25 protein-coding genes are annotated in these 23,636 nt (G+C 62.4%); 20 read left to right on the forward strand and 5 right to left on the reverse strand.

The genetic code is table 11. The features are described 5' to 3' along the window. Nucleotides 1-135: 135 nt before the first annotated feature. The 5 genes from AC07SI_RS13035 (at nt 136) to AC07SI_RS13055 (ending at nt 5,652) form a co-directional block, all read left to right on the forward strand. On the forward strand, nt 136-2,025 hold the full coding sequence (locus AC07SI_RS13035) for a sigma-54-dependent Fis family transcriptional regulator (RefSeq protein ID WP_495005833.1): 1,890 nt from the start codon (nt 136-138) through the stop codon (nt 2,023-2,025). 199 nt (nt 2,026-2,224) lie between these two features. Continuing rightward, entirely contained in the window at nt 2,225-3,271 is a 1,047-nt protein-coding gene (locus tag AC07SI_RS13040) for a hypothetical protein (protein ID WP_495005834.1), read from the forward strand. Nucleotides 3,272-3,399: 128 nt separating this feature from the next. Beyond that, nucleotides 3,400-4,749: a UDP-N-acetylmuramate:L-alanyl-gamma-D-glutamyl-meso-diaminopimelate ligase gene (gene mpl, locus AC07SI_RS13045; RefSeq protein ID WP_262134440.1), complete on the forward strand. Its 1,350-nt coding sequence runs from the start codon at nt 3,400-3,402 to the stop codon at nt 4,747-4,749. Next, nucleotides 4,746-5,375 carry a flavin prenyltransferase UbiX gene (gene ubiX, locus AC07SI_RS13050; RefSeq protein ID WP_065910043.1) on the forward strand — a complete coding sequence of 210 codons (630 nt, stop codon included), beginning with the start codon at nt 4,746-4,748 and terminating at the stop codon, nt 5,373-5,375. Before mpl ends, ubiX begins: the two co-directional genes overlap by 4 nt. Next, nucleotides 5,368-5,652, forward strand: coding sequence for a YceK/YidQ family lipoprotein (locus tag AC07SI_RS13055; RefSeq protein WP_065910045.1), 285 nt, complete (start codon nt 5,368-5,370; stop codon nt 5,650-5,652). Before ubiX ends, AC07SI_RS13055 begins: the two co-directional genes overlap by 8 nt. Nucleotides 5,653-5,801: 149 nt before the next feature. On the opposite strand, the gene AC07SI_RS13060 is transcribed toward AC07SI_RS13055, so the two are convergent. From AC07SI_RS13060 to AC07SI_RS13070, 3 genes are all read right to left on the reverse strand, one after another. After that, the gene (locus tag AC07SI_RS13060; protein WP_065910047.1) at nt 5,802-6,443 is read right to left on the reverse strand and encodes an oxidoreductase; all 642 of its coding nucleotides are present in this window, start codon (nt 6,441-6,443) and stop codon (nt 5,802-5,804) included. 29 nt (nt 6,444-6,472) lie between these two features. Then, entirely contained in the window at nt 6,473-8,191 is a 1,719-nt protein-coding gene (locus AC07SI_RS13065; protein ID WP_065910049.1) for a C13 family peptidase, read from the reverse strand. Nucleotides 8,192-8,382: 191 nt separating this feature from the next. Then, nucleotides 8,383-8,838: a MaoC family dehydratase gene (locus AC07SI_RS13070; protein WP_065910051.1), complete on the reverse strand. Its 456-nt coding sequence runs from the start codon at nt 8,836-8,838 to the stop codon at nt 8,383-8,385. Between the two features lie 165 nt (nt 8,839-9,003). Here AC07SI_RS13070 and AC07SI_RS13075 point away from each other — a divergent pair, with 165 nt between their 5' ends. The 4 genes from AC07SI_RS13075 to AC07SI_RS13090 all read left to right on the forward strand — a co-directional run bounded on the left by AC07SI_RS13075 (nt 9,004) and on the right by AC07SI_RS13090 (nt 10,999). Then, nucleotides 9,004-9,357 carry a CidA/LrgA family protein gene (locus AC07SI_RS13075; RefSeq protein ID WP_495005835.1) on the forward strand — a complete coding sequence of 118 codons (354 nt, stop codon included), beginning with the start codon at nt 9,004-9,006 and terminating at the stop codon, nt 9,355-9,357. After that, on the forward strand, nt 9,354-10,070 hold the full coding sequence (locus tag AC07SI_RS13080) for an LrgB family protein (protein WP_495005836.1): 717 nt from the start codon (nt 9,354-9,356) through the stop codon (nt 10,068-10,070). Before AC07SI_RS13075 ends, AC07SI_RS13080 begins: the two co-directional genes overlap by 4 nt. A gap of 21 nt (nt 10,071-10,091) precedes the next feature. After that, complete coding sequence (locus AC07SI_RS13085) at nt 10,092-10,682, forward strand: LON peptidase substrate-binding domain-containing protein (protein WP_065910057.1); 591 nt, start codon at nt 10,092-10,094, stop codon at nt 10,680-10,682. Nucleotides 10,683-10,783: 101 nt separating this feature from the next. Next, nucleotides 10,784-10,999: a hypothetical protein gene (locus tag AC07SI_RS13090; protein WP_065910332.1), complete on the forward strand. Its 216-nt coding sequence runs from the start codon at nt 10,784-10,786 to the stop codon at nt 10,997-10,999. On the opposite strand, the gene AC07SI_RS13095 is transcribed toward AC07SI_RS13090, so the two are convergent. Then, nucleotides 10,993-12,309 carry a bifunctional DedA family/phosphatase PAP2 family protein gene (locus AC07SI_RS13095; RefSeq protein ID WP_495005837.1) on the reverse strand — a complete coding sequence of 439 codons (1,317 nt, stop codon included), beginning with the start codon at nt 12,307-12,309 and terminating at the stop codon, nt 10,993-10,995. The genes AC07SI_RS13090 and AC07SI_RS13095 overlap by 7 nt on opposite strands. Nucleotides 12,310-12,379: 70 nt before the next feature. Beyond that, nucleotides 12,380-13,063 carry a DNA-3-methyladenine glycosylase gene (locus AC07SI_RS13100; RefSeq protein WP_120450102.1) on the reverse strand — a complete coding sequence of 228 codons (684 nt, stop codon included), beginning with the start codon at nt 13,061-13,063 and terminating at the stop codon, nt 12,380-12,382. Between the two features lie 174 nt (nt 13,064-13,237). On the opposite strand from AC07SI_RS13100, the gene AC07SI_RS13105 reads away from it, so the two are divergent. The 11 genes from AC07SI_RS13105 to lipB all read left to right on the forward strand — a co-directional run bounded on the left by AC07SI_RS13105 (nt 13,238) and on the right by lipB (nt 23,614). Next, nucleotides 13,238-14,503 carry a glutamate-5-semialdehyde dehydrogenase gene (locus tag AC07SI_RS13105; RefSeq protein ID WP_065910063.1) on the forward strand — a complete coding sequence of 422 codons (1,266 nt, stop codon included), beginning with the start codon at nt 13,238-13,240 and terminating at the stop codon, nt 14,501-14,503. Beyond that, the gene (nadD, locus tag AC07SI_RS13110) at nt 14,503-15,147 is read left to right on the forward strand and encodes a nicotinate-nucleotide adenylyltransferase (protein WP_065910068.1); all 645 of its coding nucleotides are present in this window, start codon (nt 14,503-14,505) and stop codon (nt 15,145-15,147) included. Before AC07SI_RS13105 ends, nadD begins: the two co-directional genes overlap by 1 nt. A gap of 69 nt (nt 15,148-15,216) precedes the next feature. Beyond that, a complete protein-coding gene (rsfS, locus tag AC07SI_RS13115; RefSeq protein ID WP_003215432.1) occupies nt 15,217-15,711 on the forward strand; it encodes a ribosome silencing factor in 495 nt (164 codons plus the stop codon). Between the two features lie 9 nt (nt 15,712-15,720). Then, a complete protein-coding gene (gene rlmH, locus AC07SI_RS13120) occupies nt 15,721-16,188 on the forward strand; it encodes a 23S rRNA (pseudouridine(1915)-N(3))-methyltransferase RlmH (protein WP_003176297.1) in 468 nt (155 codons plus the stop codon). A 15-nt stretch (nt 16,189-16,203) separates the two neighbouring features. Next, a complete protein-coding gene (gene mrdA / locus AC07SI_RS13125) occupies nt 16,204-18,102 on the forward strand; it encodes a penicillin-binding protein 2 (RefSeq protein WP_495005838.1) in 1,899 nt (632 codons plus the stop codon). 31 nt (nt 18,103-18,133) lie between these two features. After that, nucleotides 18,134-19,237 (forward strand): rod shape-determining protein RodA, encoded by a 1,104-nt coding sequence (gene rodA, locus AC07SI_RS13130; RefSeq protein ID WP_065910334.1) that lies wholly within the window; start codon nt 18,134-18,136, stop codon nt 19,235-19,237. Nucleotides 19,238-19,254: 17 nt separating this feature from the next. After that, nucleotides 19,255-20,265 carry a lytic murein transglycosylase B gene (mltB, locus tag AC07SI_RS13135; protein WP_065910072.1) on the forward strand — a complete coding sequence of 337 codons (1,011 nt, stop codon included), beginning with the start codon at nt 19,255-19,257 and terminating at the stop codon, nt 20,263-20,265. Beyond that, nucleotides 20,265-21,263, forward strand: coding sequence for a septal ring lytic transglycosylase RlpA family protein (locus AC07SI_RS13140; protein WP_065910074.1), 999 nt, complete (start codon nt 20,265-20,267; stop codon nt 21,261-21,263). Before mltB ends, AC07SI_RS13140 begins: the two co-directional genes overlap by 1 nt. Before the next feature lie 179 nt (nt 21,264-21,442). Beyond that, a complete protein-coding gene (locus AC07SI_RS13145) occupies nt 21,443-22,600 on the forward strand; it encodes a D-alanyl-D-alanine carboxypeptidase family protein (RefSeq protein WP_065910075.1) in 1,158 nt (385 codons plus the stop codon). An 85-nt stretch (nt 22,601-22,685) separates the two neighbouring features. Then, on the forward strand, nt 22,686-22,967 hold the full coding sequence (locus AC07SI_RS13150; RefSeq protein ID WP_043047980.1) for a DUF493 domain-containing protein: 282 nt from the start codon (nt 22,686-22,688) through the stop codon (nt 22,965-22,967). Then, nucleotides 22,967-23,614, forward strand: a complete 648-nt coding sequence (lipB, locus tag AC07SI_RS13155) for a lipoyl(octanoyl) transferase LipB (protein WP_065910077.1) — start codon at nt 22,967-22,969, stop codon at nt 23,612-23,614. Before AC07SI_RS13150 ends, lipB begins: the two co-directional genes overlap by 1 nt. Nucleotides 23,615-23,636: the final 22 nt, after the last annotated feature.

Genomic DNA, 23,636 nt, shown 5'->3' on the forward strand with positions numbered 1-23,636 from the left:
GACATCTTCGGTACAGCCTGGGTGACAGTTTGTGCCATGGGCGGTACAGCCGGTGACCGACGGGTCGCCCCGGGATTGCATTGGCCGGATGCCTGGGGGATGCTGGTTGTTCTCACGCAGGGAGAATAATAAGAAATGCACAACGATCATTTCAGTCGCCATGCCCAGCAAGTCCTCACCGTGGCCCATGGCCGCGATCCGTCCAGCGACCCGTCCATCGCCCGCTCCTGGCTGCGGTGCCTGGAGGACTACCACCTCGACCCTGCGCAAACCATCGCCCCCACCGTGCTCGAGCATGGTCGTCTGCTGGAAAGCCGCGAACGCTTGCAACAGGTATTGCAGATCGCGGGCAGCGAGATGAACAGCCTGCACCAGCAGCTCTCGGGTGCCGGCCATGCCGTGCTGCTGACGGACGCGCGTGGCGTGATCCTCAACTGTGTCACCGCGCCGTCCGAGCGCAGGATCTTCGAGCGCGCCGGGCTGTGGCTGGGCGCCGATTGGAGTGAGGCCTGCGAAGGCACCAATGGCATCGGCACCTGCCTGGTGGAGCGCCAATCCCTGACGATTCACCGTGATGAGCATTTTCGTGGCCGGCATACCGGGTTGACCTGTTCGGCGAGCCCGGTGTTCGACCCTCACGGTGAGCTGTTGGCCGTGCTGGATGTGTCCTCGGCCCGCGAAGCCGTCTCGCGCCAGAGCCAGTTCCACACCATGGCGCTGGTCAACCTGTCGGCGAAGATGATCGAGAGTTGCTACTTCCTGCGTCACTTTGAGCACCACTGGTTGCTGCGCTTTCACCTGCAGGCCGAATCCGTGGGCCTGTTCAGTGAAGGGTTGCTGGCGTTCGACGGCGAAGGGCGCATCTGTGCGGTCAACCAGAGTGCGCTGAACCTGCTGGGGCAGGGGCGCGGTGGTCTGCTGGGGCAGCCGGTGGAGGCGTTTTTCGAGTGTTCCCTGGATCAACTGCTCGGTCGCGCCAGCGCCAATGCCACCGCCAGTTGGCCCTTGCGCACGCGGGATGGCCGGCATCTGTTCGCCGCCCTGCGTGGGCAAGCGCGCAGCCAGCCCACGCCGTTGCTCAAGCCGGAACCTGCGCGGCCGCGCCTGCCCGGTATCTACCTGGGCGATCCGGCGCTGCAGAATGATTTTCGCAAGGCGCTGCGGGTATTCGAGCGCGACGTGCCCTTGCTGATCAACGGCGAAACCGGTTCCGGCAAAGAGGCGTTCGCCAAGGCGGTGCATCAGGCCAGCCAGCGCGCCGACGAAGCTTTTGTGGCCCTCAACTGTGCCGCCATCCCGGAAAGCCTGATCGAAAGCGAGCTGTTCGGCTATCGCGGCGGCAGCTTCACCGGCGCGCGCAAGGAGGGTATGCAGGGCAAGCTGCAACAGGCTGACGGCGGTACGCTGTTCCTCGATGAAATCGGTGACATGCCGCTGGCATTGCAGACCCGTCTATTAAGGGTGCTGGAGGACCGCATGGTGGTGCCCCTCGGCGGTGAGCCTCAGGCGGTGAACGTCAGGATTATCAGCGCAACTCACCGTGACTTGCTCGGGCGCGTGCAGGACGGCAGTTTTCGCGAAGACTTGTACTACCGGCTCAATGGCCTGGAAGTCGCGTTGCCGCCGTTGCGCGAGCGCAGTGACCGGCCTCAGTTGCTCGACTTCCTGCTGGCTGAGGAATCAGCGGGCCAGTCGGTCAGCCTCGAACCCGCCGCACGCCAGGCACTGCTGGCGTTCGCCTGGCCGGGCAACGTTCGGCAAATGCGCACGGTATTGCGCACGCTGGTCGCCCTTTGTGATGACGGGCGTGTGGGGCTGGAGGACTTACCCGCGTTGCTGCGCCAGGCGCCTGCGCACAAGGTCACCGAGTTGCCACTCGATGATGCCGAGCGCCAGACCTTGCTGGCGGCGCTGGAGCGTCAGCACTGGCACATGACCCAAACTGCCGAGCACTTGGGGGTAAGCCGCAATACTCTGTATCGCAAGTTGCGCAAACATCGGATCACGCGGTTGGCCGGGGTATAAGTTCGGTGTTTTTCGACGGTTCTTGTAGGGAGGATGTTCTGCAGTTATCAGTCATTAAGTGCTTTTATTGTTAAGTTGGAATAACCCGTTCAAGTTGTATTGGGCTGCTCTGACAGGAACTGTTAAGTGGCACGGGGTTACTCAACTTGGGTAACGCCAAGTGAACTTTCAAACAATAAAAACTTAATGGGTATCCCTAATGAAAATTGCACCGCCTGCTGTTTCTTTCATTCCTCCACAGCCCGTATCGATAGAAGAGCCGCCCGCGCGAACCGTGGAGCAACACGCCGACGCTGCCGATCAGCCATTGATGCGCAGCAAGAGGGCGATAAAGGGTTTTTCCTGGTTCGGACGAAGGCCTTCAGCGCCACCCTCCCTGCCGTCGCCTGGCAGCATTGCGCCTGCGCCCATCCCCCGGCCGCCGACACCCGCGCCCAAGCCTTTGCCCAAGCCCGGCCCTTCCGTGAAACCGGGCCAGCCGCTGTCGGTGGACAAGTTCAAGGAGGCCGGGCAGGCCATCGTGCATGCCAACAAAATCAAGGTGAGTGACGAATTGCTCATGACTCAGTTGCGCAAGCAGGCGCCGATCAGTGTTGCCGAGGCCGCCAAGCGAGTGATCGACGCGAATAGCCTGGTCAAGGCCGGCGTTATATCCACAGGCCCCAATGCCAGCCGCGTTGCCCGTGACGCGTTCATCAGTGCGGGGATCACCGGCTTGGTCAGTGCGCCGATCAACGTCGCGGCCTACGCAGGCTCTGTCGCTTCGGGGGAGTCCATCAAGTCGAGCTATGCGCCCGGGGTGCTGCCGCCACCGTTTTTGCCGGGGGCTGCCAGCCCGCCGAAGGCCACGGGCGGATCCGCGCCCGTGCAATCGACCCCGTCATCGGCAGATCCGATCAGTGCACAGTTGGATGAGGTTGAAATGAAATTGCTGGGCATGGCCACGACGGTCATGTTCACGCTCGGGGATACAAGCAGTGTATTTACCAAGGATGACACCTGGCCGACTGATAATGTCGGGCGCCTGGGTAATCTCGAGAAGTTGCTCGGTGTATCGGAACAACACCTGAAAAAAGCCACACGGCAGAACGGTCTGGTGTTCAAACCCTATAAGCCCGGGTTGCCCATCCCCACTGAACCGAAAGATCGCCTCGACCTGATGGAAAAGAAGTTTGCGTGCATGACCGAGGCTTATGAGAAGTTGCGGTTCCTGGCCGCGATGAAAGACAGTCAAAATAAAGCCTAAGCCAGCGCCTGAACACAGCCCGGGCCGAGTGTAGTACCCAGGTGCTCTTCGCTCGGCCTTTGGCCGTATAAAAGGTGCGATTTCGCCCTCCCTGCGCTAACCTGCCTCGATGTTTTACGAGGTCGACTATGCACATTCATATTCTGGGTATCTGCGGTACGTTCATGGGGTCAATGGCGGTATTGGCCAAAGAGCTGGGCCATCACGTCACGGGCTCCGACGCCAATGTCTACCCGCCCATGAGCACGCAACTCGAGGCCCAGGGCATTGCGCTGACCCAAGGCTACGACCCGGCGCAATTCGACCCGGTACCGGATCTGGTGGTGATCGGCAACGCCATGGTGCGCGGCAACCCGGCGGTCGAGTACGTGTTGAACAAAGGCCTGCCTTACGTCTCCGGCCCGCAGTGGCTGGCTGATCACGTGCTGCAGGGGCGCTGGGTGTTGGCTGTCGCCGGCACCCACGGCAAGACCACCACCAGCAGCATGCTCGCCTGGGTCCTGGAGCACGCAGGCATGAGCCCGGGCTTCCTGATCGGCGGTGTGCCGCAGAATTTTTCGGTATCGGCGCGCCTGGGGGACACCCCGTTCTTCGTGATCGAGGCTGACGAATACGACAGCGCCTTCTTCGACAAGCGCTCCAAGTTCGTCCACTACCGCCCGCGTACGGCGATCCTCAATAACCTTGAGTTCGATCACGCGGACATCTTCCCCGACCTGCCGGCCATCGAGCGCCAGTTCCACCATTTGGTGCGCACCATTCCGAGCGAAGGCCTGGTGATCCACCCGACCACCGAGCCGGCGCTGCAACGTGTGATCGACATGGGCTGCTGGACCCCGGTGCAAACCACCGGTGCTGGCGGGCAGTGGCAAGTCAAATTGCTCAGCGAAGACGGTTCGCGCTTTGAAGTGCTGTTTGAAGGCGAGGCCCAGGGCATTGTTGAGTGGGACATGACGGGCCAGCATAACGTCGCCAACGCCCTGGTGACCCTGGCGGCTGCGCGGCATGTCGGCGTCGTGCCGTCCATGGGCATTGCCGCGTTGAGCGCCTTCAAAAGCGTGAAGCGCCGCATGGAGAAGGTCGCCGACGTGAATGGGATTACCATCTACGACGACTTTGCCCACCATCCAACGGCCATTGCCACCACGCTGGACGGCCTGCGCAAGCGCGTCGGCGATGCTCCGATCATTGCGATTGTGGAGCCGCGTTCCAACTCCATGAAGCTCGGCGCACACCGCGACGGCTTGCCGGAAAGCGTCAACGATGCCGACGAGGTGGTCTGGTACGCCCCCGCCAACCTCGGCTGGGACCTGCCGGCGATTGCCGCGCTGTGCACGGTGCCGTCCACCGTCTGTGACTCCATCGACGGCATCATCGAACACGTCAAGCATCAGGCCAAGCCGGGCACCCACGTGGTGGTCATGAGCAACGGCGGTTTCGGCGGCCTGCATGGCAAGCTTGCCGAGGCGCTGAAATGAGTGGCCCGGAGCGCGTCACCCTGGCGATGACCGGTGCATCCGGCGCGCCCTATGGCCTGCGCCTGCTGGACTGCCTGGTGCGCGAGGACCGTGAGGTGCACTTCCTGATCTCCAAGGCCGCGCAATTGGTGTTGGCCACCGAGACCGATGTCGCGTTGCCCGCCAAGGTGCAGATGATGCAGGCGTTCCTCACCGAGTACACCGGTGCGGCGGCGGGGCAGATCAAGGTTTACGGCAAGGAAGACTGGATGTCGCCGGTGGCCTCGGGCTCCGGCGCGCCGGCGGCGATGGTGGTAGTGCCGTGTTCCACCGGGACCTTGTCGGCGATTGCCACGGGCGCCTGCAACAACCTGATCGAGCGCGCGGCGGACGTGACCCTGAAGGAGCGTCGCCAATTGATCCTGGTGCCGCGTGAAGCGCCGTATTCGAGCATTCACCTGGAGCACATGCTAAAGCTGTCGAACATGGGCGTGACCATCCTGCCGGCGTCGCCGGGCTTTTATCACCAGCCACAGACCATCGATGACCTGGTGGACTTTGTAGTCGCGCGGATTCTCAACCTGCTGAACATCCCTCAGGACATGTTGCCGCGCTGGGGCGAGCACCATTTGAGCAGCGATGAATAAGGCACTGTGGGTGATAGTGGCGTTGCAATTGGCGGGCTGCGCCACCGCACGCACGCTGGACGCCGCGCAGCCCGGCGCGCCGGTGGTGTATGCCGGCACGCGCCTGGATTTGTATGCGATCAACGGCGGCTGCTGCGCCAAGGACCGCTTCGGTGCCGAAGCGCCGAGCTATCCGCACGTCGACCTGCCGGCCAGTGCGTTGCTCGATACCTTGTTGTTGCCACTGTCGGTGTTGACGGTGCTTGGGGTTGGGTTTAACGCCACAGGCGGTCTTTAAGCTGGATGTTAAAGACACCACAAAGCCAATGTGGGAGCGGGCTTGCTCGCGAATTCGGTATGCCAGTCAACTAATAAGGTGACTGATCCACCGCCTTCGCGAGCAAGCCCGCTCCCACATTTGAAACTGCGCCAAGGGTTTAGATCAGGTTACTTGCCGAGCTTGCGCAGCTCATCCGACTCCACCACCCGCACCCCATCCTGCTCTTCCAGCGCCAGGCGCCACATGGCCCGGGCCAGTTCGCAGACTTCAATGCCGTGGTACTTGCCCGGAATCAACCGCGACAATGGCCCGGCCAATTGCTCGGCCAGGCGCGGCTCCAGGCGTTCGCCCAGCAGCAGCGACGGCCGCACGATGGTCAGTTGCGGCCAGTCCTGCGCCTTCAGCGCCTGTTCCATTTCGCCTTTGACGCGGTTATAGAAAATCGAGGATTTCGGGTCGGCGCCGATCGCGCTGATCACGATCAGGTGCCGTGCGCCCATTTCCCGCGCACGTTTGGCGAAGGCCACGACCATGTCCAGGTCCACGGCGCGGAAGGCCTCTTCAGAGCCGGCCTGCTTGATGGTGGTGCCCAGGCAGCAGAACGCGATATCCACCCGGCCGCTCAGTTGCGGCAGGAAGACCGCCGGGTCGCCGACCGGGTTTTCCAGGTGTGGGTGCTCGGCCAGCGGCTTGCGGCTCGGTGCCAGCACGCGGGTCACGGTGGGCTCGTTGAGCAGGCGGTCGAGCAGGTGTTCGCCGGTGAGCCCGGAGGCGCCGGCGAGCAAGATATGCTGCGGTGTCAGGTACATGGTGTTTCCCCCTTGTTACACATTACAGCTTAGTTGCCTTTGGCTTCCTTGCTATTCATTGAGACGCTTTCGAGCGCCTTTCGTGCCTGCTGCTTGCGTAATAATTGCCAGTGGGCGATGACGCCCTTGGGGGCCCAGATCTGCGGCTCGGAGGCTTCGAAGTTGTCCGCCTGTTCGCGTTCGGTCACATGCAGCTGCGCGAGCTTGAACGCCTGCTGCAGGTCATCGGTCTGGTTGAAGGCTTGGGCGAAGAGGGCGTCGCCAAAGTAGGTGAAGTCAGCTTCCTCGGAGCAGCCGAAGGACACGCGATCGGCGCGCGAGGCGGTCATGATCAGCGTGTGTTCATCTTTCAGCGCCGGGATAAACCCGCCGGAGTAGCAGGCGGAAATCACGATGATCTTGTCGCGATTCTTCAGCGGCGTGAGCACCGCCGCCAGTTCATCGGCGGGCAGGTCGGCCAGCTCCATGCGCGGTTGGTCGAGCACCAGCTCGTGTTCGTGGGTGCCGTGGCTGGTCAGGTAGATAAACACCAGGTCTTCCGGACCGCTGCGCTCGGCGAGGGTCTGGACCGCGCGTCGCAGGCTTTCGCGCGTGGCCATCGGACGGTCGGCGATATGGTCGCGGTGGTTGACCAGGCGAATCTGCCCGCGGGCACCGAAGCGCGTGGCGAGCATATTGCTGACGTAATCGGCTTCGCGCAGGAACACGCTTTGTTTGCCGTCACCGGCCAGTACCAGGGTGTACAGCTCCACCGCCGAGGTGGAGGCGGGCACCGCGGCGAGGGCGGCGTCGAGCAGGTGGCCCTGGGCCAGGATCCCGGTCTCCAGCGGATCGGGCAGCAGCTTGCCGTCGGCATCCCGCACGCGCATGCCGTTGACCCAGGTACCGGCCTGCACCGTGCCATCGGTCAGCACCAGGGTGCCTTTGCCTTGATAGCTGTCGCTGTCGAAGCCGCCGATATAGAAGCTGCCGTCGGTGAGGTTCAAGCGGCCTTCGCCGGTAAAGCGCCAGTCAACGAACTGGCCGACATAATGGCTGCCGTCCACGCCGATCAACTCGCCCTTGCCGCTGAGGGCGCCTTCCTTGAACTGGCCGATCCAGACATCGCCGTCGGCGTTTTCGTAGCGGCCCTTGCCGTTGAGCTGGTTCTGCTTGAACTGGCCGACATAGATGTCGCCGTCGGCGCTGTTGAACGTGCCGTTGCCTTCCAGTTGGCCATCCACGAAGTGGCCGTTGAACTGGTTGCCGCTGTCATCGTTGCGCTGGCCTTCGCCGTTCGGCTTGCCGTGGGCGAACTGGCCCTGGTATTGGCTGCCATCGGCCAGTTCCAGGCGGCCGAGGCCGGAATACTGGTCGTCCTTGAATTCGCCGCGATAGGTCATCTGCCCCTCTTTGAGGGTGCCTTCGCCGTTGCGCCGACCGTTCTTGAAGCCGCCGACATATTGACTGCCGGCCGTGGTCAGGCTGCCCTGGCCGTCGAACAGGCCTTGCTGGAACTGGCCTTTATAGACTTCGCCGTTGCTGCCATGCCACTCGCCCTGGCCGTGCCACTGGCCTTTGTCGAACTGCCCGGCGTACCAGCTGCCGTTCGGGTAGTCCACGCGGCCCTTGCCTTGCAGCAAGCCATCGACCACATCGCCCCGGTAACGGCCGCCATCGGGCAGGCGCGCATCGGGCGGCAACAGCGATTCGCCGTCTCCGCAAGCGGTGAGCAACAGGGCAAGGGCAAGGGGAGCGAGTGGGCGCATAGCGGGATCCGGATAATTGAGCGCCGAGTATGCCGTAGCTGCGGGTTTCATACATAAATTTACATCTGTTGTGGTAAGGATTTTGCCTTTCCACAGATCCGTAGGAGCCAGCTTGCCGGCGGGCATTCAGGGGGAATGCGGCGGCTGTGCGTTTTTCGCTGGCAAGCCAGCTCCTACACGGGGGCGGGTGGTTACACGAAGTAGAGCGACAACGACTCGGCTACGTAAGCGGGTTTTTCCTGGCCTTCGATTTCCAGGGTCGCGGTGGCCTTGAGCAGCCATTGACCGGGCTTTTTCTCGGTGACGTCATTGAGGGTCACGTTCAGGCGCACCTTGGAATTGACCTTCACCGGCTGGATAAACCGCACACTGTCCAGGCCATAGTTGACGGCCATCTTCAAGCCTTCGGGCACGATCAGCAGGTCTTCCATCAGCTTGGGCATCAGCGACAACGACAGGAAACCATGGGCGATGGTGGTGCCGAACGGCGTCTGCGCGGCCTTGACCGGGTCGACATGGATGAACTGGTGATCGCCGGTGGCCTCGGCGAACAGGTTGATACGAGCCTGGTCGATGGTGAGCCATTCGGAACGTCCCAGTTCCTTGCCGACATAATCTTTGAGCTGCGCTACGGGTACATAGGGCATTGCGTCTCTCCTTGGTTCATCGGTGCTGTTTTTATGGGTTACAGAGAACCAATGTAGATCATCATGGCCAATCAGCTCGGTCAACCCACCATGCTTTTGGCGAATGCCGATGCATAGGGCGGGCATGCTTATAATGCGGGCGGGTCTTGAGGGGGGAGAGAACGGATGCTGTTACGCGGTCTGACATGGCTGGTGTTGTTTCAATTGATCGGCACGGCGCTCAATCATTTGCTGTTACCGGTGCTGCCGGGCCCGATCATTGGCCTGCTGTTGATGCTCGGCTACCTGGTGTGGCGCGGCGAAGTCGGCGAGCCCCTGAGCCTGGCGGCCAGCAGCCTGTTGCGCTATTTGCCGTTGCTGCTGGTGCCGCCGGCGGTGGGGGTGATGGTGTATGCGCGGGACATTGCCGCCGACTTCTGGGCAATCGTCGGCGCGCTGGTGGTGTCGCTGGTGATCGCCATGGGCTTTGTCGGCCTGTTGATGGAGCACATGGTCAAGCGCAAGGAGAAGGATCAATGATCTTCGACTGGCAAGGCGCGTGGACAGCCGTGATTCACCACCCTCTGTTTGGCATCGGTATCACACTCGGCGCGTATCAATTGGTACTCGCGGGCTTTGAGAAAACCCGCTGGATTTTCCTGCAGCCGGTGCTGGTTTCCATGCTGCTGGTGATTGGCGTGTTGCTCACCTGCGGGCTGAGCTACGCCGAGTACCGCAAGAGCACCGAGATCATGAGCATCCTGCTCGGCCCCGCGACCGTGGCCCTGGCGGTGCCGCTGTACTTGAACCTGCGGCGGATTCGCCAATTGTTCTGGCCGATTTTTACTACGCTGGTGATAGGTGGCGTGTTGGCCACCGGCCTGTGTGTGTTGCTGGGGTGGTGGTTTGGCGCCGAGCATAGGATGCTGATGACGATGGCGCCCAAGTCGGTGACCTCGCCGATCGCCATGCTGGTGGCCGAGCAGATCGGCGGCGTGGCCGCATTGGCGGCGGTGTTTGTACTGATCACCGGGGTGATCGGTGCGATGATCGGGCCCGCTTACCTGACGCGCCTGGGAGTGCGCAGCCCCGAGGCGCGCGGCATGGCGCTGGGCATGACCGCCCACGCCGTCGGCACCTCGGTGGCCCTGCAGGAAAGCGAAGAGTGCGGCGCCTTTGCAGCGCTGGCCATGAGTCTGATGGGCGTGGCCACGGCGGTGTTCCTGCCGCTGGCTGTGTCGGTGATTGTTTAAACCGGGTTTAAGGAAACCTTTATGAGTCTGGCGCTGTTCCCGCTCAATACCGTGCTGTTCCCTGGCTGCACCCTCGATCTGCAACTGTTCGAGGCGCGCTATCTGGACATGATCAGCCGCTGCCTGAAAAAGGGCGAAAGCTTCGGCGTGGTGTGCATCCTCGACGGCAAGGAAGTGGGCATCGCCCCGGACGGCTACGCGCTGATCGGCTGCGAAGCGCTGATTCGCGACTTCAAGCAACAGGACAACGGCCTGCTTGGGATTCGCGTCGAAGGTGGCCGTCGCTTCCGCGTGCGTGACGCCGGCGTGCAGAAAGACCAGTTGCTGGTGGCCGAGGTGCAGTGGCTGGAAGAACAACCGGACCAAGCGCTGGAAGAAGAGGACGCCGACCTCCTGGCCTTGCTGCAGGCCCTGGCCGAACACCCGATGGTCGCCTCGCTGGACATGGGCGCCCACGCCGACGGCCAGCAAGCCCTGGGCAACCAACTGGCGTATCTGCTGCCGTTCACCGAGGCCGACAAGATCGACCTGCTGCAGCTCGACGACCCGCAGCAACGGCTGGACGCGATCCAGATGTTGCTCGATGAACTGCAAGGTGAGCTGTTCACCTGAGTTTCGGAAAAGTCCGGTGCTGCTTTCGGACGTTTCTTCGCGGCCCGCTGTGCGTTGCCTGAAATAGTCGCCGATCACATAACGATGATCGGGGGATGGACATGATTCGGCTAGCGCAATCGGAGCAGGCGGTCTGGGACGCTTTTTTTGTCAGCATTGCCGGGCAATTGCTGCAGTCGGACGCCAAGCGCGGTGCGGAATACATTGCCGAGCGCGCCGCAGAGATTGCCGATGAGATGCTGTTGGAGCGACGCGAACGCTGTATTGAGCGTCGCGTTGCTCCCGTCGATTGGTTGGGGCCGGCCCGGAGTCAGTAGGCATACCTGAGCAGCGCGTGCGGTGTGCCGGTAAAGGCGATAAAACTCAGCACCGCCACTATCGCCGGCAGTAACAGCCACCAGGCTTTCTGCGACATCGGCGGCAATGGGCTGCGGTACTGGCTGACGGTCAGGCTGAACGCACACACGGTCATCGCCAGCAGCGTGCCCGCCAGGATATCGGTGGGCCAATGAGCGCCCAGGTACACCCGGGACAATGCGATAAAAGCGGCGGGGATGCAGCCCAGCAGCATCCAGGTCAGGCGCAACCGCGTGGGCTGGCCGCGACCGGCCAATACCGCCAATGCCAGGAAAAACGCGAACGCGCCGGACGCGTGGCCGCTGGGCATGCTGAAGCTGGTGAGTGGGTCGGTCAGGATCTCCGGGCGACCGCGCGCGAAAAACAGCTTGGTCCCGGTATTGATCACCGCAGCGCCGGCCAGTGTGGCGCCGACAAACACGGCATGCCGCCATTGCCGTGCCAGGAGCAGCAGCCCGGTGAACACGGCGCTGGCGACGAACATCTTCTTGAACTCACCCAACTGCGTAATCCGCACCATCACCTCGTCCAGCCAGGCGCTGCGATGTTCCTGGACCAGCGCACTGAGGCCCTGGTCAAAGTCGTTGAGGTGCGGATAGCCGATAAACAGTGCGATCAACAGCGTCAGGCTGGCGCAGCCGATCCACAGCGTCGCGCGACGATGCCCGCGCAGGCTGCTGTTCAAGCTCAGCCCCAGCAGTATCGCCAGGCACGCCGCGACAATCCCCGCTTCCGGCCAGAACCCTGGTGGCAATGGCAGGCGAAACGCGGCGCCGGTCGCCCAGCCTGGCAACAGGTAGGCCACCGACCAGCCGGCGGCCGCTAGAACGCTGACGGCGGCAAAGCGCGGAAACGGCATGTCGCACATGCCGGCCACCATTGGCAGCATGGGGCGCAGCGGGCCGATGAAACGTCCGACCAACAGGCTGGCGATGCCGTACTTGTGGAAGTAGGTTTCTGCGCCGCTCATCCACTCGGGGTGGTGGCGCAGACCGGGCAGGCGGCGAATGTTCTGGTGGAAATGACGCCCCAGATAATAGGACACAGCATCGCCCAACAGCCCTCCGAGAAACCCCAGCAACAGGGTTTCGCTCAACGACAGCGCACCACTGCCGGCCAAGGCAGCGATGGCGAACAGCAACACCGTGCCAGGCACGATCAGTCCGGCAATCGCCAGGCATTCCACGCACGCGACGATAAACACCGCCACCGCCAGCCATTGCGGGTTGAGGGTCAGCCAGCCGGTAATGCTATCGAGCCATTGGCCCATACAATCCACTCCATCCAAGTTCGTACACCTTGCACGCGCCCGGCAAGCCGGGCTCCTGCAGGCCGTGTCATCACATCAAAAAATAATCGCGGCCTTCGACCTGGCCCCGACGCAGCGGGTTGCGCGTGCAATACGGCGCATAGCCCGCGTCCACGAAGCGGTACATCAAGTGTTCGTCACGGCCACTGGGGATGCCCAGGCGGGTGGTCTGGATGATCTGTGTGGGTGACTGGCCAACGTCTTCCACATAGAGCAAGTCCTGATCGAAGCGCTTGGCGTCCCAAACCGGTACCTTCAGGCCCAGCGCTTTGCACAGCAGCGTCTGCCCGGCGCACAGCTTCTGCGAGGCGCGGGGGCTGCCGTCGGCGTTCGGATTGTTCAACAGCATCTGCGCCAGGCTGGCGGGGCCGGAGCGTTCATCGACCCACGGATAGGCCGATTTGATCAGTACCGCATTGCCCGGGCCGTGGGCGCTGAAGTTCAGCGAATCGCCGCCACGGGCGTAGTACATGTAGATATGGCCGCCATCCAGAAACAAAGCCTTACGCTTTTCTGTGTAGCCGAGTGAGGCGTGGCTGCCTTTTTCGGCCACGTAATAGGCTTCGGTTTCAATAATTCGCGCCGAAAGCCAGATATCGCCGACGCGATGGCGTATGACTTTTCCGAGCAATTCGCGCGCGAGCAATTGTGCATCGCGGTCGAAGAAGCTGTCGGGCAGGGCGCTGGCGGGGAGTTGCGGGGTCAAACCGGACATGGCGTTCAGGGTTATTACGGCTAAATGTGACGGAATAATAACAACTCCCACCTTAATTACCGCTGAACCCCAGGTTTTTACAGTTCATTTCGACCATCCGCCCCTCACCGCTGTCAGTCGGGCGGCGTCACAGCTATAATCTGCCGCTTTCCTCTTTGCCAAGACTCCCTGACCATGACTGAGTCCGTTCTTGACTACATGACCCGCCTGGGTCGCGCTGCCCGTCAGGCCTCGCGGTTGATCGCCCGTGCGAGCACCGCGCAGAAGAACCGTGCCCTGCTGGCGGCCGCCGACGCTCTGGACGCCTCGCGCTCCGAGCTGACCGCCGCCAACGAACAGGACCTGGCCAACGGCCGCGCCAATGGCCTGGAACCCGCGCTGCTGGACCGCCTGGCGCTGACCCCGGCACGTATCGACGACATGATCGAAGGCCTGCGTCAGGTGGCCAAGCTGCCTGACCCCATCGGTGAAATCCGCGACATGCGTTACCTGCCGTCCGGCATCCAGGTCGGCAAGATGCGGGTGCCGCTGGGCGTGATCGGCATCATCTATGAGTCGCGCCCGAACGTGACCATCGACGCCGCGAGCCTGTGCCTCAAGTCAGGCAATGCCACCATCCTGCGTGGCGGCTCCGAAGCGATCAATTCCAACCGTGCCATTGCCGCCTGCATCCAGCAGGGCCTGGCGGTGGCCGAGTTGCCGGCTGAAGTGGTGCAAGTGGTGGAAACCACCGACCGCGCCGCCGTGGGCGCCTTGATCACCATGCCGGAATTCGTCGATGTGATCGTGCCGCGCGGTGGCAAGAGCCTGATCGAACGCGTCAGCCGCGATGCCAAGGTGCCTGTCATCAAGCACCTGGACGGCGTGTGCCACGTGTTCATCGACGTGGCCGCCGATATCGACAAGGCGATCCGCATCGCCGACAACGCCAAGACTCACCGCTACGCCCCCTGCAACACCATGGAAACCCTGCTGGTGCACGCAGGCATTGCCGAGCGCGTGCTGCCGCCGCTGGCTGCCATCTACCGTGACAAGGGCGTGGAGCTGCGGGGTTGCGAGCGCACCCGTGCGCTGCTCGGCGCGGAGGTGATCGAGGCGACCGAGCTGGACTGGTACACCGAATACACCGCGCCGATCCTGTCGATCAAGATTGTCGACGACCTCGACGAGGCCATCGAACACATCAACACCTACGGCTCCAAGCACACCGATGCCATTGTTTCCGAGCATTTCAGCGATGCCCGGCGTTTCCTCAACGAAGTGGATTCCGCTTCGGTGATGATCAATGCCTCGACGCGTTTTGCCGACGGCTTCGAGTATGGCCTGGGGGCGGAGATCGGCATCTCCACCGACAAGCTCCACGCACGCGGCCCGGTTGGCCTGGAAGGCCTGACCAGCGAGAAGTACGTGGTGTTCGGCGACGGTCATGTGCGCACTTGATGGCTAAACGCATCGGGCTGCTCGGTGGCACCTTCGACCCCGTGCACATCGGCCATTTGCGCAGTGCCCTGGAAGTCGCGGATGCCCTGGCGTTGGACGAACTGCGCCTGATCCCCAATTTCCGGCCGCCGCATCGCGATACTCCACAGGTGTCGCCGCAACAGCGCCTGGAAATGGTGCGCCTTGCCGTGGAAGGCATACCGCCGCTGGTGGTGGACGATCGCGAGCTCAAGCGCGATAAACCGTCCTACACTGTCGACACCCTGGAGCTGATGCGCGCCGAGTTGGCCGCGGATGACCAGTTGTTTCTGCTTTTGGGCTGGGACGCATTTTGCGGCCTGCCCTCTTGGCATCGCTGGGAGGAACTCCTCCAGCATTGCCACATCCTGGTTTTGCAACGCCCGGATGCCGACAGCGAACCGCCGGATGCCTTGCGCAACCTGCTGGCCGCGCGGTCGGTAAGTGACCCCTTGGCCCTGACCGGGCCGAACGGGAATATTGCATTCGTCTGGCAGACCCCGCTTGCGGTGTCCGCCACCCAGATCCGTCAACTGCTGGCCAGCGGGAAGTCGGTACGTTTCCTGGTGCCTGACGCGGTCCTGGCCTACATCGATGCGCACGGGCTTTACCGTGCGTCGAACTGAAAAGGCGCGCTTGAACGCACGGACAACCGTGCAGCAAGCGCCCGAACATACGAGCAAAACGAGTTTTTTATGACGAACAAAGACGTAAGCAAAGTTAAGCGCAAAGGCACGTTCAAAAGCGCCCCGCTGCCGGTCGAAGCGCACACCGGCCCTGAGCTGGCTGGCGAAGAGCTGGTAAAAGTCGCCGTGGCGGCCCTGGAAGACGTGAAGGCCCAGGACATCCAGGTCCTGGACGTACGCGACAAGCAGAGCATCACCGACTTCATGATCATCGCCACCGGTACCTCCAACCGCCAGATCGGCGCGATGCTCGACAAGGTCCGCGAAGCCGTCAAGGCCCAGGGCGTCAAGCCGCTGGGTGAAGAAGGCAAGGGCGACAGCGACTGGGTGCTGCTGGACATGGACGACGTGATCGTTCACATGATGACTTCCAACGCCCGTCAGTTCTACGACCTGGAGCGTCTGTGGAAAGGCGCCGAGCAGAGCCGTGCGGCTGACGGCAAGCACCACAGCCCGGAAGTGGGCCACGCGCACTTCGACAAGCTCAACAAAGACCAGGAATAAGGAACGGCTGTGCGCCTGCGTCTGATTGCTGTCGGTTCACGCATGCCCAAGTGGGTGGAAGAAGGCTGGCACGAGTATGCCAAGCGTCTGCCCGCTGAGCTGTCGCTGGAACTGGTAGAGATACCGCTCAATACCCGGGGCAAGAATGCCGACGTGGCACGCTTTATCCGTCAGGAAGGCGAGGCCATGCTGGCCAAGGTCGGCCCCAACGAGCGCATCGTCACCCTCGAAGTGCACGGCAAACCCTGGAGCACCGAGCAACTGGCGGTCGAGCTGGATCGCTGGCGCCTGGACTCGCGCACGGTCAACTTCATGGTCGGCGGCCCAGAAGGGCTGGCGCCGGAAGTCTGCGCGCGGGCGGATCAGCGCTGGTCGCTGTCGGCGCTGACGCTGCCGCACCCGTTGGTAAGGATCCTGATCGGTGAACAGCTGTATCGCGCCTGGACAGTTCTGTCCGGGCACCCTTACCACAAATAATCTGCGCCCCTCCCGATGACCCAGCCGATCCGCATCAAGGACCACGAGAAAGACGCACGTCTGGTACGCGCGCGCGTGGTGTTTGGCGCGATCATGGTCGTGGTGCTGTTGGGGGTGCTGATTGCCCGCCTGTATTTCCTGCAGGTGATCCAGTACGACTATCACTCCACCTTGTCGGAAAACAACCGGGTGCACGTGCAGCCGATTCCGCCGACCCGTGGCCTGATTTTCGACCGCAATGGCGTGGTGGTCGCGGATAACCGTCCCAGCTTCAGCCTGAGCATGACCCGCGAGCGTTCCGGCGACTGGCAGCAGATCCTCGATGTCATCGTCGAGGTGCTGCAGCTGACTCCGGAAGACCGGGTGATTTTCGAGAAGCGCATGAAGCAGGGGCGCCGGCCTTTCGAGCCGGTGCCGATCCTGTTTGAGCTGACCGAAGAGCAGATCGCGCGGATCGCGGTGAACCAGTTCCGCCTGCCGGGCGTGGAAGTGGTCGCACAATTGGTGCGTCATTACCCGCAGGGGCCGCACTTTGCGCACTCGGTCGGCTACATGGGGCGGATCAACGAGAAAGAGCTGAAAAGCCTCGACCCGGTCAACTACAGCGGCACCCACCATATCGGCAAGACCGGCATCGAGCGTTTCTACGAGCCGGAACTGCACGGCCAGGTGGGTTACGAAGAAGTCGAGACCAACGCGCGCGGCCGCGTGCTGCGGGTGCTCAAGCGGACCGACCCGGTGCCGGGCAAGGACATTGTGCTGAGCCTGGACATCAAGCTGCAGGAAGCGGCGGAGATGGCCTTGGGTGGGCGTCGTGGCGCGGTCGTGGCGCTGGACCCGACCACCGGTGAAGTACTGGCAATGGTCAGCCAGCCGAGCTTCGACCCTAACCTATTCGTCACCGGGATCAGCTTCAAGGCCTACGCCGAGTTGCGTGATTCCATCGACCGACCGCTGTTCAACCGCGTGTTGCGTGGCCTGTACCCGCCGGGTTCGACGATCAAGCCGGCGGTGGCGATTGCTGGCCTGGATGCGGGCGTGGTCACCGCCTCCAGCCGCGTGTTCGACCCGGGCTACTACATGCTGCCCAACTACGATCACAAATACCGTAACTGGAACCGCACCGGTGACGGCTATGTCGACCTGGACACCGCGATCATGCGCTCCAACGACACCTATTTTTACGACCTGGCCCACAAGCTCGGCATCGACCGTTTGTCTGCCTACATGGGCAAGTTCGGCCTGGGCCAGAAAGTCTCCCTGGACATGTTCGAGGAATCCCCTGGCCTGATGCCATCGCGCGAGTGGAAGCGCGCGACCCGTCGCCAGGCCTGGTTCCCGGGCGAAACCCTGATCCTCGGGATCGGCCAGGGCTACATGCAGGCCACGCCGCTGCAACTGGCCCAGGCCACGGCGCTGGTGGCGAACAAAGGCGTCTGGAATCGGCCGCACCTGGCCAAGACCATCGAGGGCGAAAAGCCGCTGGATGAAAACCCGATCCCGGACATCGTGCTGCGCGACCCGTCGGACTGGACCAAGGTCAACCACGGCATGCAGCAAGTGATGCACGGCGCCCGTGGCACCGCGCGCAAGGCGGCGGTCGGCGCGCAGTACCGCATTGCCGGCAAGAGCGGGACCGCCCAGGTGGTCGCGATCAAGCAGGGCGAGAAATATGACCGCTCCAAGGTTCAGGAACGCCACCGTGACCACGCCTTGTTTGTCGGCTTTGCCCCGGCGGACGACCCGAAAATCGTGGTGGCGGTGATGGTCGAGAACGGCGAGTCCGGCTCCGGCGTTGCTGCGCCCGTGGTGCGCCAAGTGATGGATGCCTGGCTGTTGGCCGACGACGGCAGGCTCAAGCCCGAATATGGCGGCCCCCCTTCAAGCACCGAGGTTACGGCCAGTGAAGAGTAATTTTGACCGCATCCTCTCCAGCGAGGATGTGATGCGTCGCCGCGCGACGTTGCTGCAGCGCATGCACATCGATGGCCCGTTGCTGATCCTGCTCCTGACCCTGGCGGCCGGCAGCCTGTTCGTGCTGTATTCGGCCAGCGGCAAGAACTGGGACCTGCTGATCAAGCAGGCCTCGTCCTTCGGCCTTGGCCTGTTGTCGATGCTGGTGATTGCCCAGCTCGAACCGCGGTTCATGGCGCGGTGGGTGCCCTTGGGCTACGTTGCCGGCGTATTGCTGTTGGTGGTGGTGGACGTGATGGGACACAACGCCATGGGGGCGACGCGCTGGATCAACATTCCCGGGGTGATTCGCTTCCAGCCGTCGGAATTCATGAAGATCCTGATGCCGGCGACCATTGCCTGGTATCTGTCCAAACGCACCTTGCCGCCGCAGCTCAAGCATGTGGCCATCAGCCTGTTCCTGATCGGCGTGCCGTTTATCCTGATCGTGCGCCAGCCAGACCTCGGCACCTCGCTGCTGATCCTGGCGGGCGGTGCGTTCGTGCTGTTCATGGGCGGGCTGCGCTGGCGCTGGATCCTCAGCGTGCTGGCCGCCGCCGTGCCGGTGGCCGTGGCCATGTGGTTCTTCTTCATGCACGACTACCAGAAGCAACGGATCCTGACCTTCCTCGACCCGGAAAGCGACCCGCTGGGCACCGGCTGGAACATTATCCAGTCGAAGGCCGCCATCGGTTCCGGCGGTGTATTTGGTAAGGGTTGGTTACTGGGCACCCAGTCGCACCTGGACTTCCTGCCCGAGAGCCACACTGACTTCATTATTGCGGTAATGGGCGAAGAGTTCGGCCTGGTGGGCATTTGCGCGCTGTTGCTGATTTATTTGCTGTTGATTGGTCGCGGCCTAGTGATCACCGCGCAGGCGCAGACGCTGTTCGGCAAATTGCTCGCCGGCAGCCTGACCATGACTTTTTTTGTTTACGTTTTCGTCAACATCGGTATGGTCAGTGGCCTGTTGCCGGTGGTTGGGGTGCCGTTGCCGTTCATTAGCTACGGCGGAACTTCGCTGGTGACATTGCTGTCAGCGTTTGGGGTTTTGATGTCGATTCATACGCATCGCAAATGGATCGCACAGGTTTGAATAAGGTGAAGATGTCAATGCAAGTAATGCGCGGCTGGGCGACTCGGCATGCGTCCTGGATGGGCCTGATCGGGCTGCTGGGGGCAACGCAGGAGGTGCAGGCCGGTGACTACGATGGCTCACCCCAGGTCGCCGAATTTGTCGGTGAGATGACCCGCGACTACGGTTTCGCCGGTGAACAACTGATGGGCGTGTTCCGCGAAGCCCAGCGCAAGCAGGCGATTCTCGACGCCATCTCCCGTCCCGCCGAGCGCGTGAAGCAGTGGAAGGAATATCGCCCGATGTTCCTGACCGACGCCCGCGTGGCCCGTGGCGTGGACTTCTGGCGCCAGCACGAGGCAGTCCTGGCCCGCGCCGAGCAGGAGTACGGCGTGCCGGCCCAGGTGATTGTCGCGATTATCGGCATCGAAACCTTCTACGGCCGCAACACCGGCAGCTACCGGGTGATCGATGCCCTGTCGACCCTGGGCTTCGACTACCCGCCGCGCGCCGACTTCTTCCGCAAGGAGCTGCGTGAGTTCCTGCTGTTGGCCCGCGAAGAGCAGGTCGACCCGCTGACCCTCAAGGGTTCCTACGCCGGTGCCATGGGCCTGCCGCAGTTCATGCCGAGCAGCTTCCGCGCTTATGCCGTGGATTTTGACGGCGACGGGCACATCAATATCTGGAGCAATCCCGACGACGCCATCGGCAGTGTGGCCAGCTACTTCAAACGCCACGGCTGGGTCGCCGGCGAACCGGTGGTGATCCGCGCCGATGTGACCGGCGATCGCGCCGATGAAGGCCTGACCCAGGGTATCGAGCCGGCCAAGACGGTCGGGGAGTTGCGGGCGCTGGGCTGGTCGAGTCAGAATGCGCCACGCGATGATATGCCGGTGACGGCGTTCCGCCTCGAAGGCGAAAATGGCCCTGAATACTGGATGGGCCTGAAGAATTTCTACGCAATCACGCGTTATAACCGCAGTGTGATGTACGCCATGGCCGTGCATCAGCTGTCAGACATGCTGGTCCAAGCACGGGGCAACAAGTAATGCGGGCATCGCCGTTCAATAAACCGCTCAAGCTGGTGGCGTTCGCCGCGTTGTCCTTGCTGGTTGTCAGTTGTTCCACCAGTCGCGGTCCGGCGCAGAAGTCCGGCGGCACCGCCATCCGTTCCCAGCCAGGCCTGGACATCAACCGTGCGCACAAAGATGGCGCGCCGTGGTGGGATGTCGACGTATCGAAGATCCCGGATGCCACCCCAACCCTGCACACCGGCGCCTACAAGGCCAACCCGTATACCGTGCTGGGCAAGACCTATTTCCCGCTGCAGGAATCCAAGACCTACGTGCAATCGGGCACGGCGTCCTGGTACGGCACCAAGTTCCATGGCCAGAACACCGCCAACGGCGAAGTGTATGACCTGTATGGCATGAGCGCGGCGCACAAGACCCTGCCGCTGCCCAGCTATGTGCGCGTGACCAACCTGGACAACAATCGCACGGTGATCCTGCGCGTCAACGACCGTGGGCCGTTCTATTCGGACCGGATCATCGACTTGTCCTACGCCGCCGCGAAGAAACTTGGCTACGCCGAAACCGGCACCGCGCGGGTCAAGGTCGAGGGGATCGACCCGGCGCAGTACTGGGCCCAGCGTGGCAAGCCGGCGCCGTTGATGCTCAACGAACCGCAAACGCCGCAACCACAGATTACCGCGTCGGCCGGCAAGGTCGAGCAGTGGACACCGCCGCCGGCGCAGCACGCGCCGGACACCGTGGCCGTGCCTCAGGCCGCGCCGGGCAGTTCGATGGCGGGCGGGCAGTACCTGCAGGTGGGCGCTTTCGCCAACCCGGATGCGGCAGAACTGTTAAGGTCCAAGCTGAGCAGCATGGTCAGCGCGCCGGTCTTCATCAGCTCCATCGTGCGTAACCAGCAGACCCTGCACCGTGTGCGCATGGGCCCGATCGGCTCGCCGAGCGAGGTCGCGCAAGTGCAGAACAGCGTGCGCCTGGCCAACCTGGGGCAACCCAGCGTGGTCACCGCCGAATAATAAAGATTGATGGTTCTGGCCCGTGCGCGGGCTTGAACCCTGGTTGTTGGCTCGTTGAACAATAAAAACCCAGGGGCAAGGGGTGAGCGGGCAACCGAACACGTGACAGTCTGGTAGCGGGCTGTCTGAATAAGTTTTGCCCGCGAGGGCAAGTTTCCATAAGCAATTTCGAGAGACGGATGAACATCACCACCTTAGCCAAACGCACGTGCCTGCTTCTTTCGCTGATCATCACCCCGGCCGCCTGGGCGGTTGAAATGGTGCCGGCTTCCCCGCAACTGGCTGCCAAGGCCTGGGTCCTCATGGATGCCGCCAGCGGCAACGTGCTGGTCGAGAACAACGGTGACCAGCGCCTGCCCCCAGCCAGCCTGACCAAGCTGATGACCGCCTACATCGCGACCCTGGAAATCCGTCGCGGCCAGATCGGCGAGAACGACCCGGTCACCGTCAGCGAAAACGCCTGGCGCACCGGCGGTTCGCGGATGTTCATCAAGGTCGGCTCGCAAGTGACCGTGAGCGACCTGCTGCACGGCATCATCATTCAGTCCGGTAACGACGCCAGCGTGGCCCTGTCCGAGCACATCGCCGGCAGCGAAGACGCGTTCGCCGACATGATGAACAAAACCGTGGCTGACCTGGGCATGACCAACAGCCACTTCATGAACCCGACCGGCCTGCCAAACCCAGAGCATTACTCGTCGGCTCACGACATGGCGATCCTGGCGCGCGCGATTATCCGCGTCGACCCGGTGCACTACGCGATCTACTCCCAGAAGGAATTCTTCTGGAACAACATCAAGCAGCCTAACCGCAACCTGCTGCTGTGGCGCGACAAGACCGTCGACGGTCTGAAAACCGGCCACACCGAAGAAGCCGGTTACTGCATGGTGTCGTCCGCCGTACGTGATGGCCAGCGCCTGATCGCCGTCGTATTCGGCACCAACAGCGAGCAGGCCCGTGCGGCCGAGACGCAAAAACTGCTGACCTACGGTTTCCGCTTCTTCGAAACCCAGACCTTCTATCAGAAGGGTGCTGAGCTGGCGACCGCTCCGGTCTGGAAAGGCGCAACCTCGCAGGTCAAGGCCGGCCTGGCTGAAGACCTGACCCTGACCATGCCTAAAGGCCAGCTGAAAAAGCTCGCGGCCAGCATGACCATGAACCCGCAATTGGTCGCGCCAATCGCCAAGGGTGACGTGATCGGTAAGGTCGAAGTGAAGCTGGACGACAAGGTGGTGCACAGCGCCGACCTGATCGCGCTGGACGCCGTCGACGAAGGTGGTATCTTCCGCCGCGTGTGGGATAGCATCCGTCTATTCTTCTACAGCTTGTTCAACTGATTAGTGTGCACCTGCAAAGCCCCGTGTTGATCCGACACGGGGCTTTGCCCGTCGCCACGGCTTACGCTTACGAGGCCGTTTCGCCATGACCGATAAAGAAGTAGAAGTAAAGGCGCCAAAGATCGAATTCCCAGTGACGGATTATCCCGTCAAGGTGATCAGCGATACCGGCGTGGGCCGCAAGGACAAGATTCTCGAGATCGTCAGAAAACACGCGACGATCAACGACAACCGTGTGGACGAGCGTCAGAGCTCCACCGGCAAATACACCACGATCCAGTTGCACATCGTTGCCACGGATCAGGACCAGCTCTACAACATCAACAGTGAACTGCGGGCCACCGGCTTCGTGCACATGGTGCTGTGATGTCGCATACCCTGGGCTTTCGCGAGCTCGGCCAGATGGACTATGAGCCCGTCTGGCACGCCATGCAGCGCTTCACCAATGAGCGCGGCAGCTCGGCCCCCGATGAGATCTGGCTGGTGGAACACCCGCCGGTATTTACCCAGGGCCAGGCCGGCAAGGCCGAACATCTGTTGCTGCCGGGTGATATTCCGGTGGTGCAGGTCGACCGAGGTGGCCAAGTGACTTACCATGGGCCGGGTCAACTGGTGGCGTATCTGCTGCTGGACGTACGCAAGCTTGGGTTTGGCGTACGCGACCTGGTGAGCCGCATGGAGGCTTGCCTGATCGAGCTGTTGGCCAGTTACGGCGTGACCGCCGCGGCCAAGCCCGATGCACCCGGTGTGTATGTGGACGGCGCGAAAATCGCCTCCCTCGGTTTGCGCATTCGCCACGGTTGTTCCTTTCATGGCCTGGCCTTGAACGTGGACATGGACCTGGCGCCGTTTCGGCGGATCAACCCGTGCGGTTACGCCGGGCTGGCGATGACCCAACTGAGCGACCACGCCACACCGATTAAATTTGCCGAGGTAAGTGCCCGGCTGCGTGCGCAGCTCGTCAAACACCTCGACTATGCTGAGCAGACGACCCTCACGGGCGGAATCGACTGATTATGACTACTGATGCAGTGCA

Source organism: Pseudomonas sp. GW821-FHT05D12 (genome assembly GCF_059419825.1).

Excerpts from the sequence above, each read along its gene's own strand:
- AC07SI_RS13150 (WP_043047980.1), top strand. The coding sequence starts at position 22,686 with ATGACCGATAAAGAAGTAGAAGTAAAGGCGCCAAAGATCGAATTCCCA.
- AC07SI_RS13145 (WP_065910075.1), top strand. The coding sequence starts at position 21,443 with ATGAACATCACCACCTTAGCCAAACGCACGTGCCTGCTTCTTTCGCTG.
- AC07SI_RS13060 (WP_065910047.1), bottom strand. The coding sequence starts at position 6,443 with ATGTACCTGACACCGCAGCATATCTTGCTCGCCGGCGCCTCCGGGCTC.
- AC07SI_RS13100 (WP_120450102.1), bottom strand. The coding sequence starts at position 13,063 with ATGTCCGGTTTGACCCCGCAACTCCCCGCCAGCGCCCTGCCCGACAGC.
- AC07SI_RS13095 (WP_495005837.1), bottom strand. The coding sequence starts at position 12,309 with ATGGGCCAATGGCTCGATAGCATTACCGGCTGGCTGACCCTCAACCCG.
- AC07SI_RS13040 (WP_495005834.1), top strand. The coding sequence starts at position 2,225 with ATGAAAATTGCACCGCCTGCTGTTTCTTTCATTCCTCCACAGCCCGTA.
- rodA (WP_065910334.1), top strand. The coding sequence starts at position 18,134 with ATGCGTCGCCGCGCGACGTTGCTGCAGCGCATGCACATCGATGGCCCG.
- AC07SI_RS13080 (WP_495005836.1), top strand. The coding sequence starts at position 9,354 with ATGATCTTCGACTGGCAAGGCGCGTGGACAGCCGTGATTCACCACCCT.
- AC07SI_RS13085 (WP_065910057.1), top strand. The coding sequence starts at position 10,092 with ATGAGTCTGGCGCTGTTCCCGCTCAATACCGTGCTGTTCCCTGGCTGC.
- AC07SI_RS13140 (WP_065910074.1), top strand. The coding sequence starts at position 20,265 with ATGCGGGCATCGCCGTTCAATAAACCGCTCAAGCTGGTGGCGTTCGCC.
- ubiX (WP_065910043.1), top strand. The coding sequence starts at position 4,746 with ATGAGTGGCCCGGAGCGCGTCACCCTGGCGATGACCGGTGCATCCGGC.
- AC07SI_RS13075 (WP_495005835.1), top strand. The coding sequence starts at position 9,004 with ATGCTGTTACGCGGTCTGACATGGCTGGTGTTGTTTCAATTGATCGGC.
- AC07SI_RS13070 (WP_065910051.1), bottom strand. The coding sequence starts at position 8,838 with ATGCCCTATGTACCCGTAGCGCAGCTCAAAGATTATGTCGGCAAGGAA.
- mrdA (WP_495005838.1), top strand. The coding sequence starts at position 16,204 with ATGACCCAGCCGATCCGCATCAAGGACCACGAGAAAGACGCACGTCTG.
- AC07SI_RS13055 (WP_065910045.1), top strand. The coding sequence starts at position 5,368 with ATGAATAAGGCACTGTGGGTGATAGTGGCGTTGCAATTGGCGGGCTGC.
- lipB (WP_065910077.1), top strand. The coding sequence starts at position 22,967 with ATGTCGCATACCCTGGGCTTTCGCGAGCTCGGCCAGATGGACTATGAG.
- mpl (WP_262134440.1), top strand. The coding sequence starts at position 3,400 with ATGCACATTCATATTCTGGGTATCTGCGGTACGTTCATGGGGTCAATG.
- AC07SI_RS13105 (WP_065910063.1), top strand. The coding sequence starts at position 13,238 with ATGACTGAGTCCGTTCTTGACTACATGACCCGCCTGGGTCGCGCTGCC.
- AC07SI_RS13090 (WP_065910332.1), top strand. The coding sequence starts at position 10,784 with ATGATTCGGCTAGCGCAATCGGAGCAGGCGGTCTGGGACGCTTTTTTT.
- AC07SI_RS13065 (WP_065910049.1), bottom strand. The coding sequence starts at position 8,191 with ATGCGCCCACTCGCTCCCCTTGCCCTTGCCCTGTTGCTCACCGCTTGC.
- AC07SI_RS13035 (WP_495005833.1), top strand. The coding sequence starts at position 136 with ATGCACAACGATCATTTCAGTCGCCATGCCCAGCAAGTCCTCACCGTG.
- nadD (WP_065910068.1), top strand. The coding sequence starts at position 14,503 with ATGGCTAAACGCATCGGGCTGCTCGGTGGCACCTTCGACCCCGTGCAC.
- rsfS (WP_003215432.1), top strand. The coding sequence starts at position 15,217 with ATGACGAACAAAGACGTAAGCAAAGTTAAGCGCAAAGGCACGTTCAAA.
- mltB (WP_065910072.1), top strand. The coding sequence starts at position 19,255 with ATGCAAGTAATGCGCGGCTGGGCGACTCGGCATGCGTCCTGGATGGGC.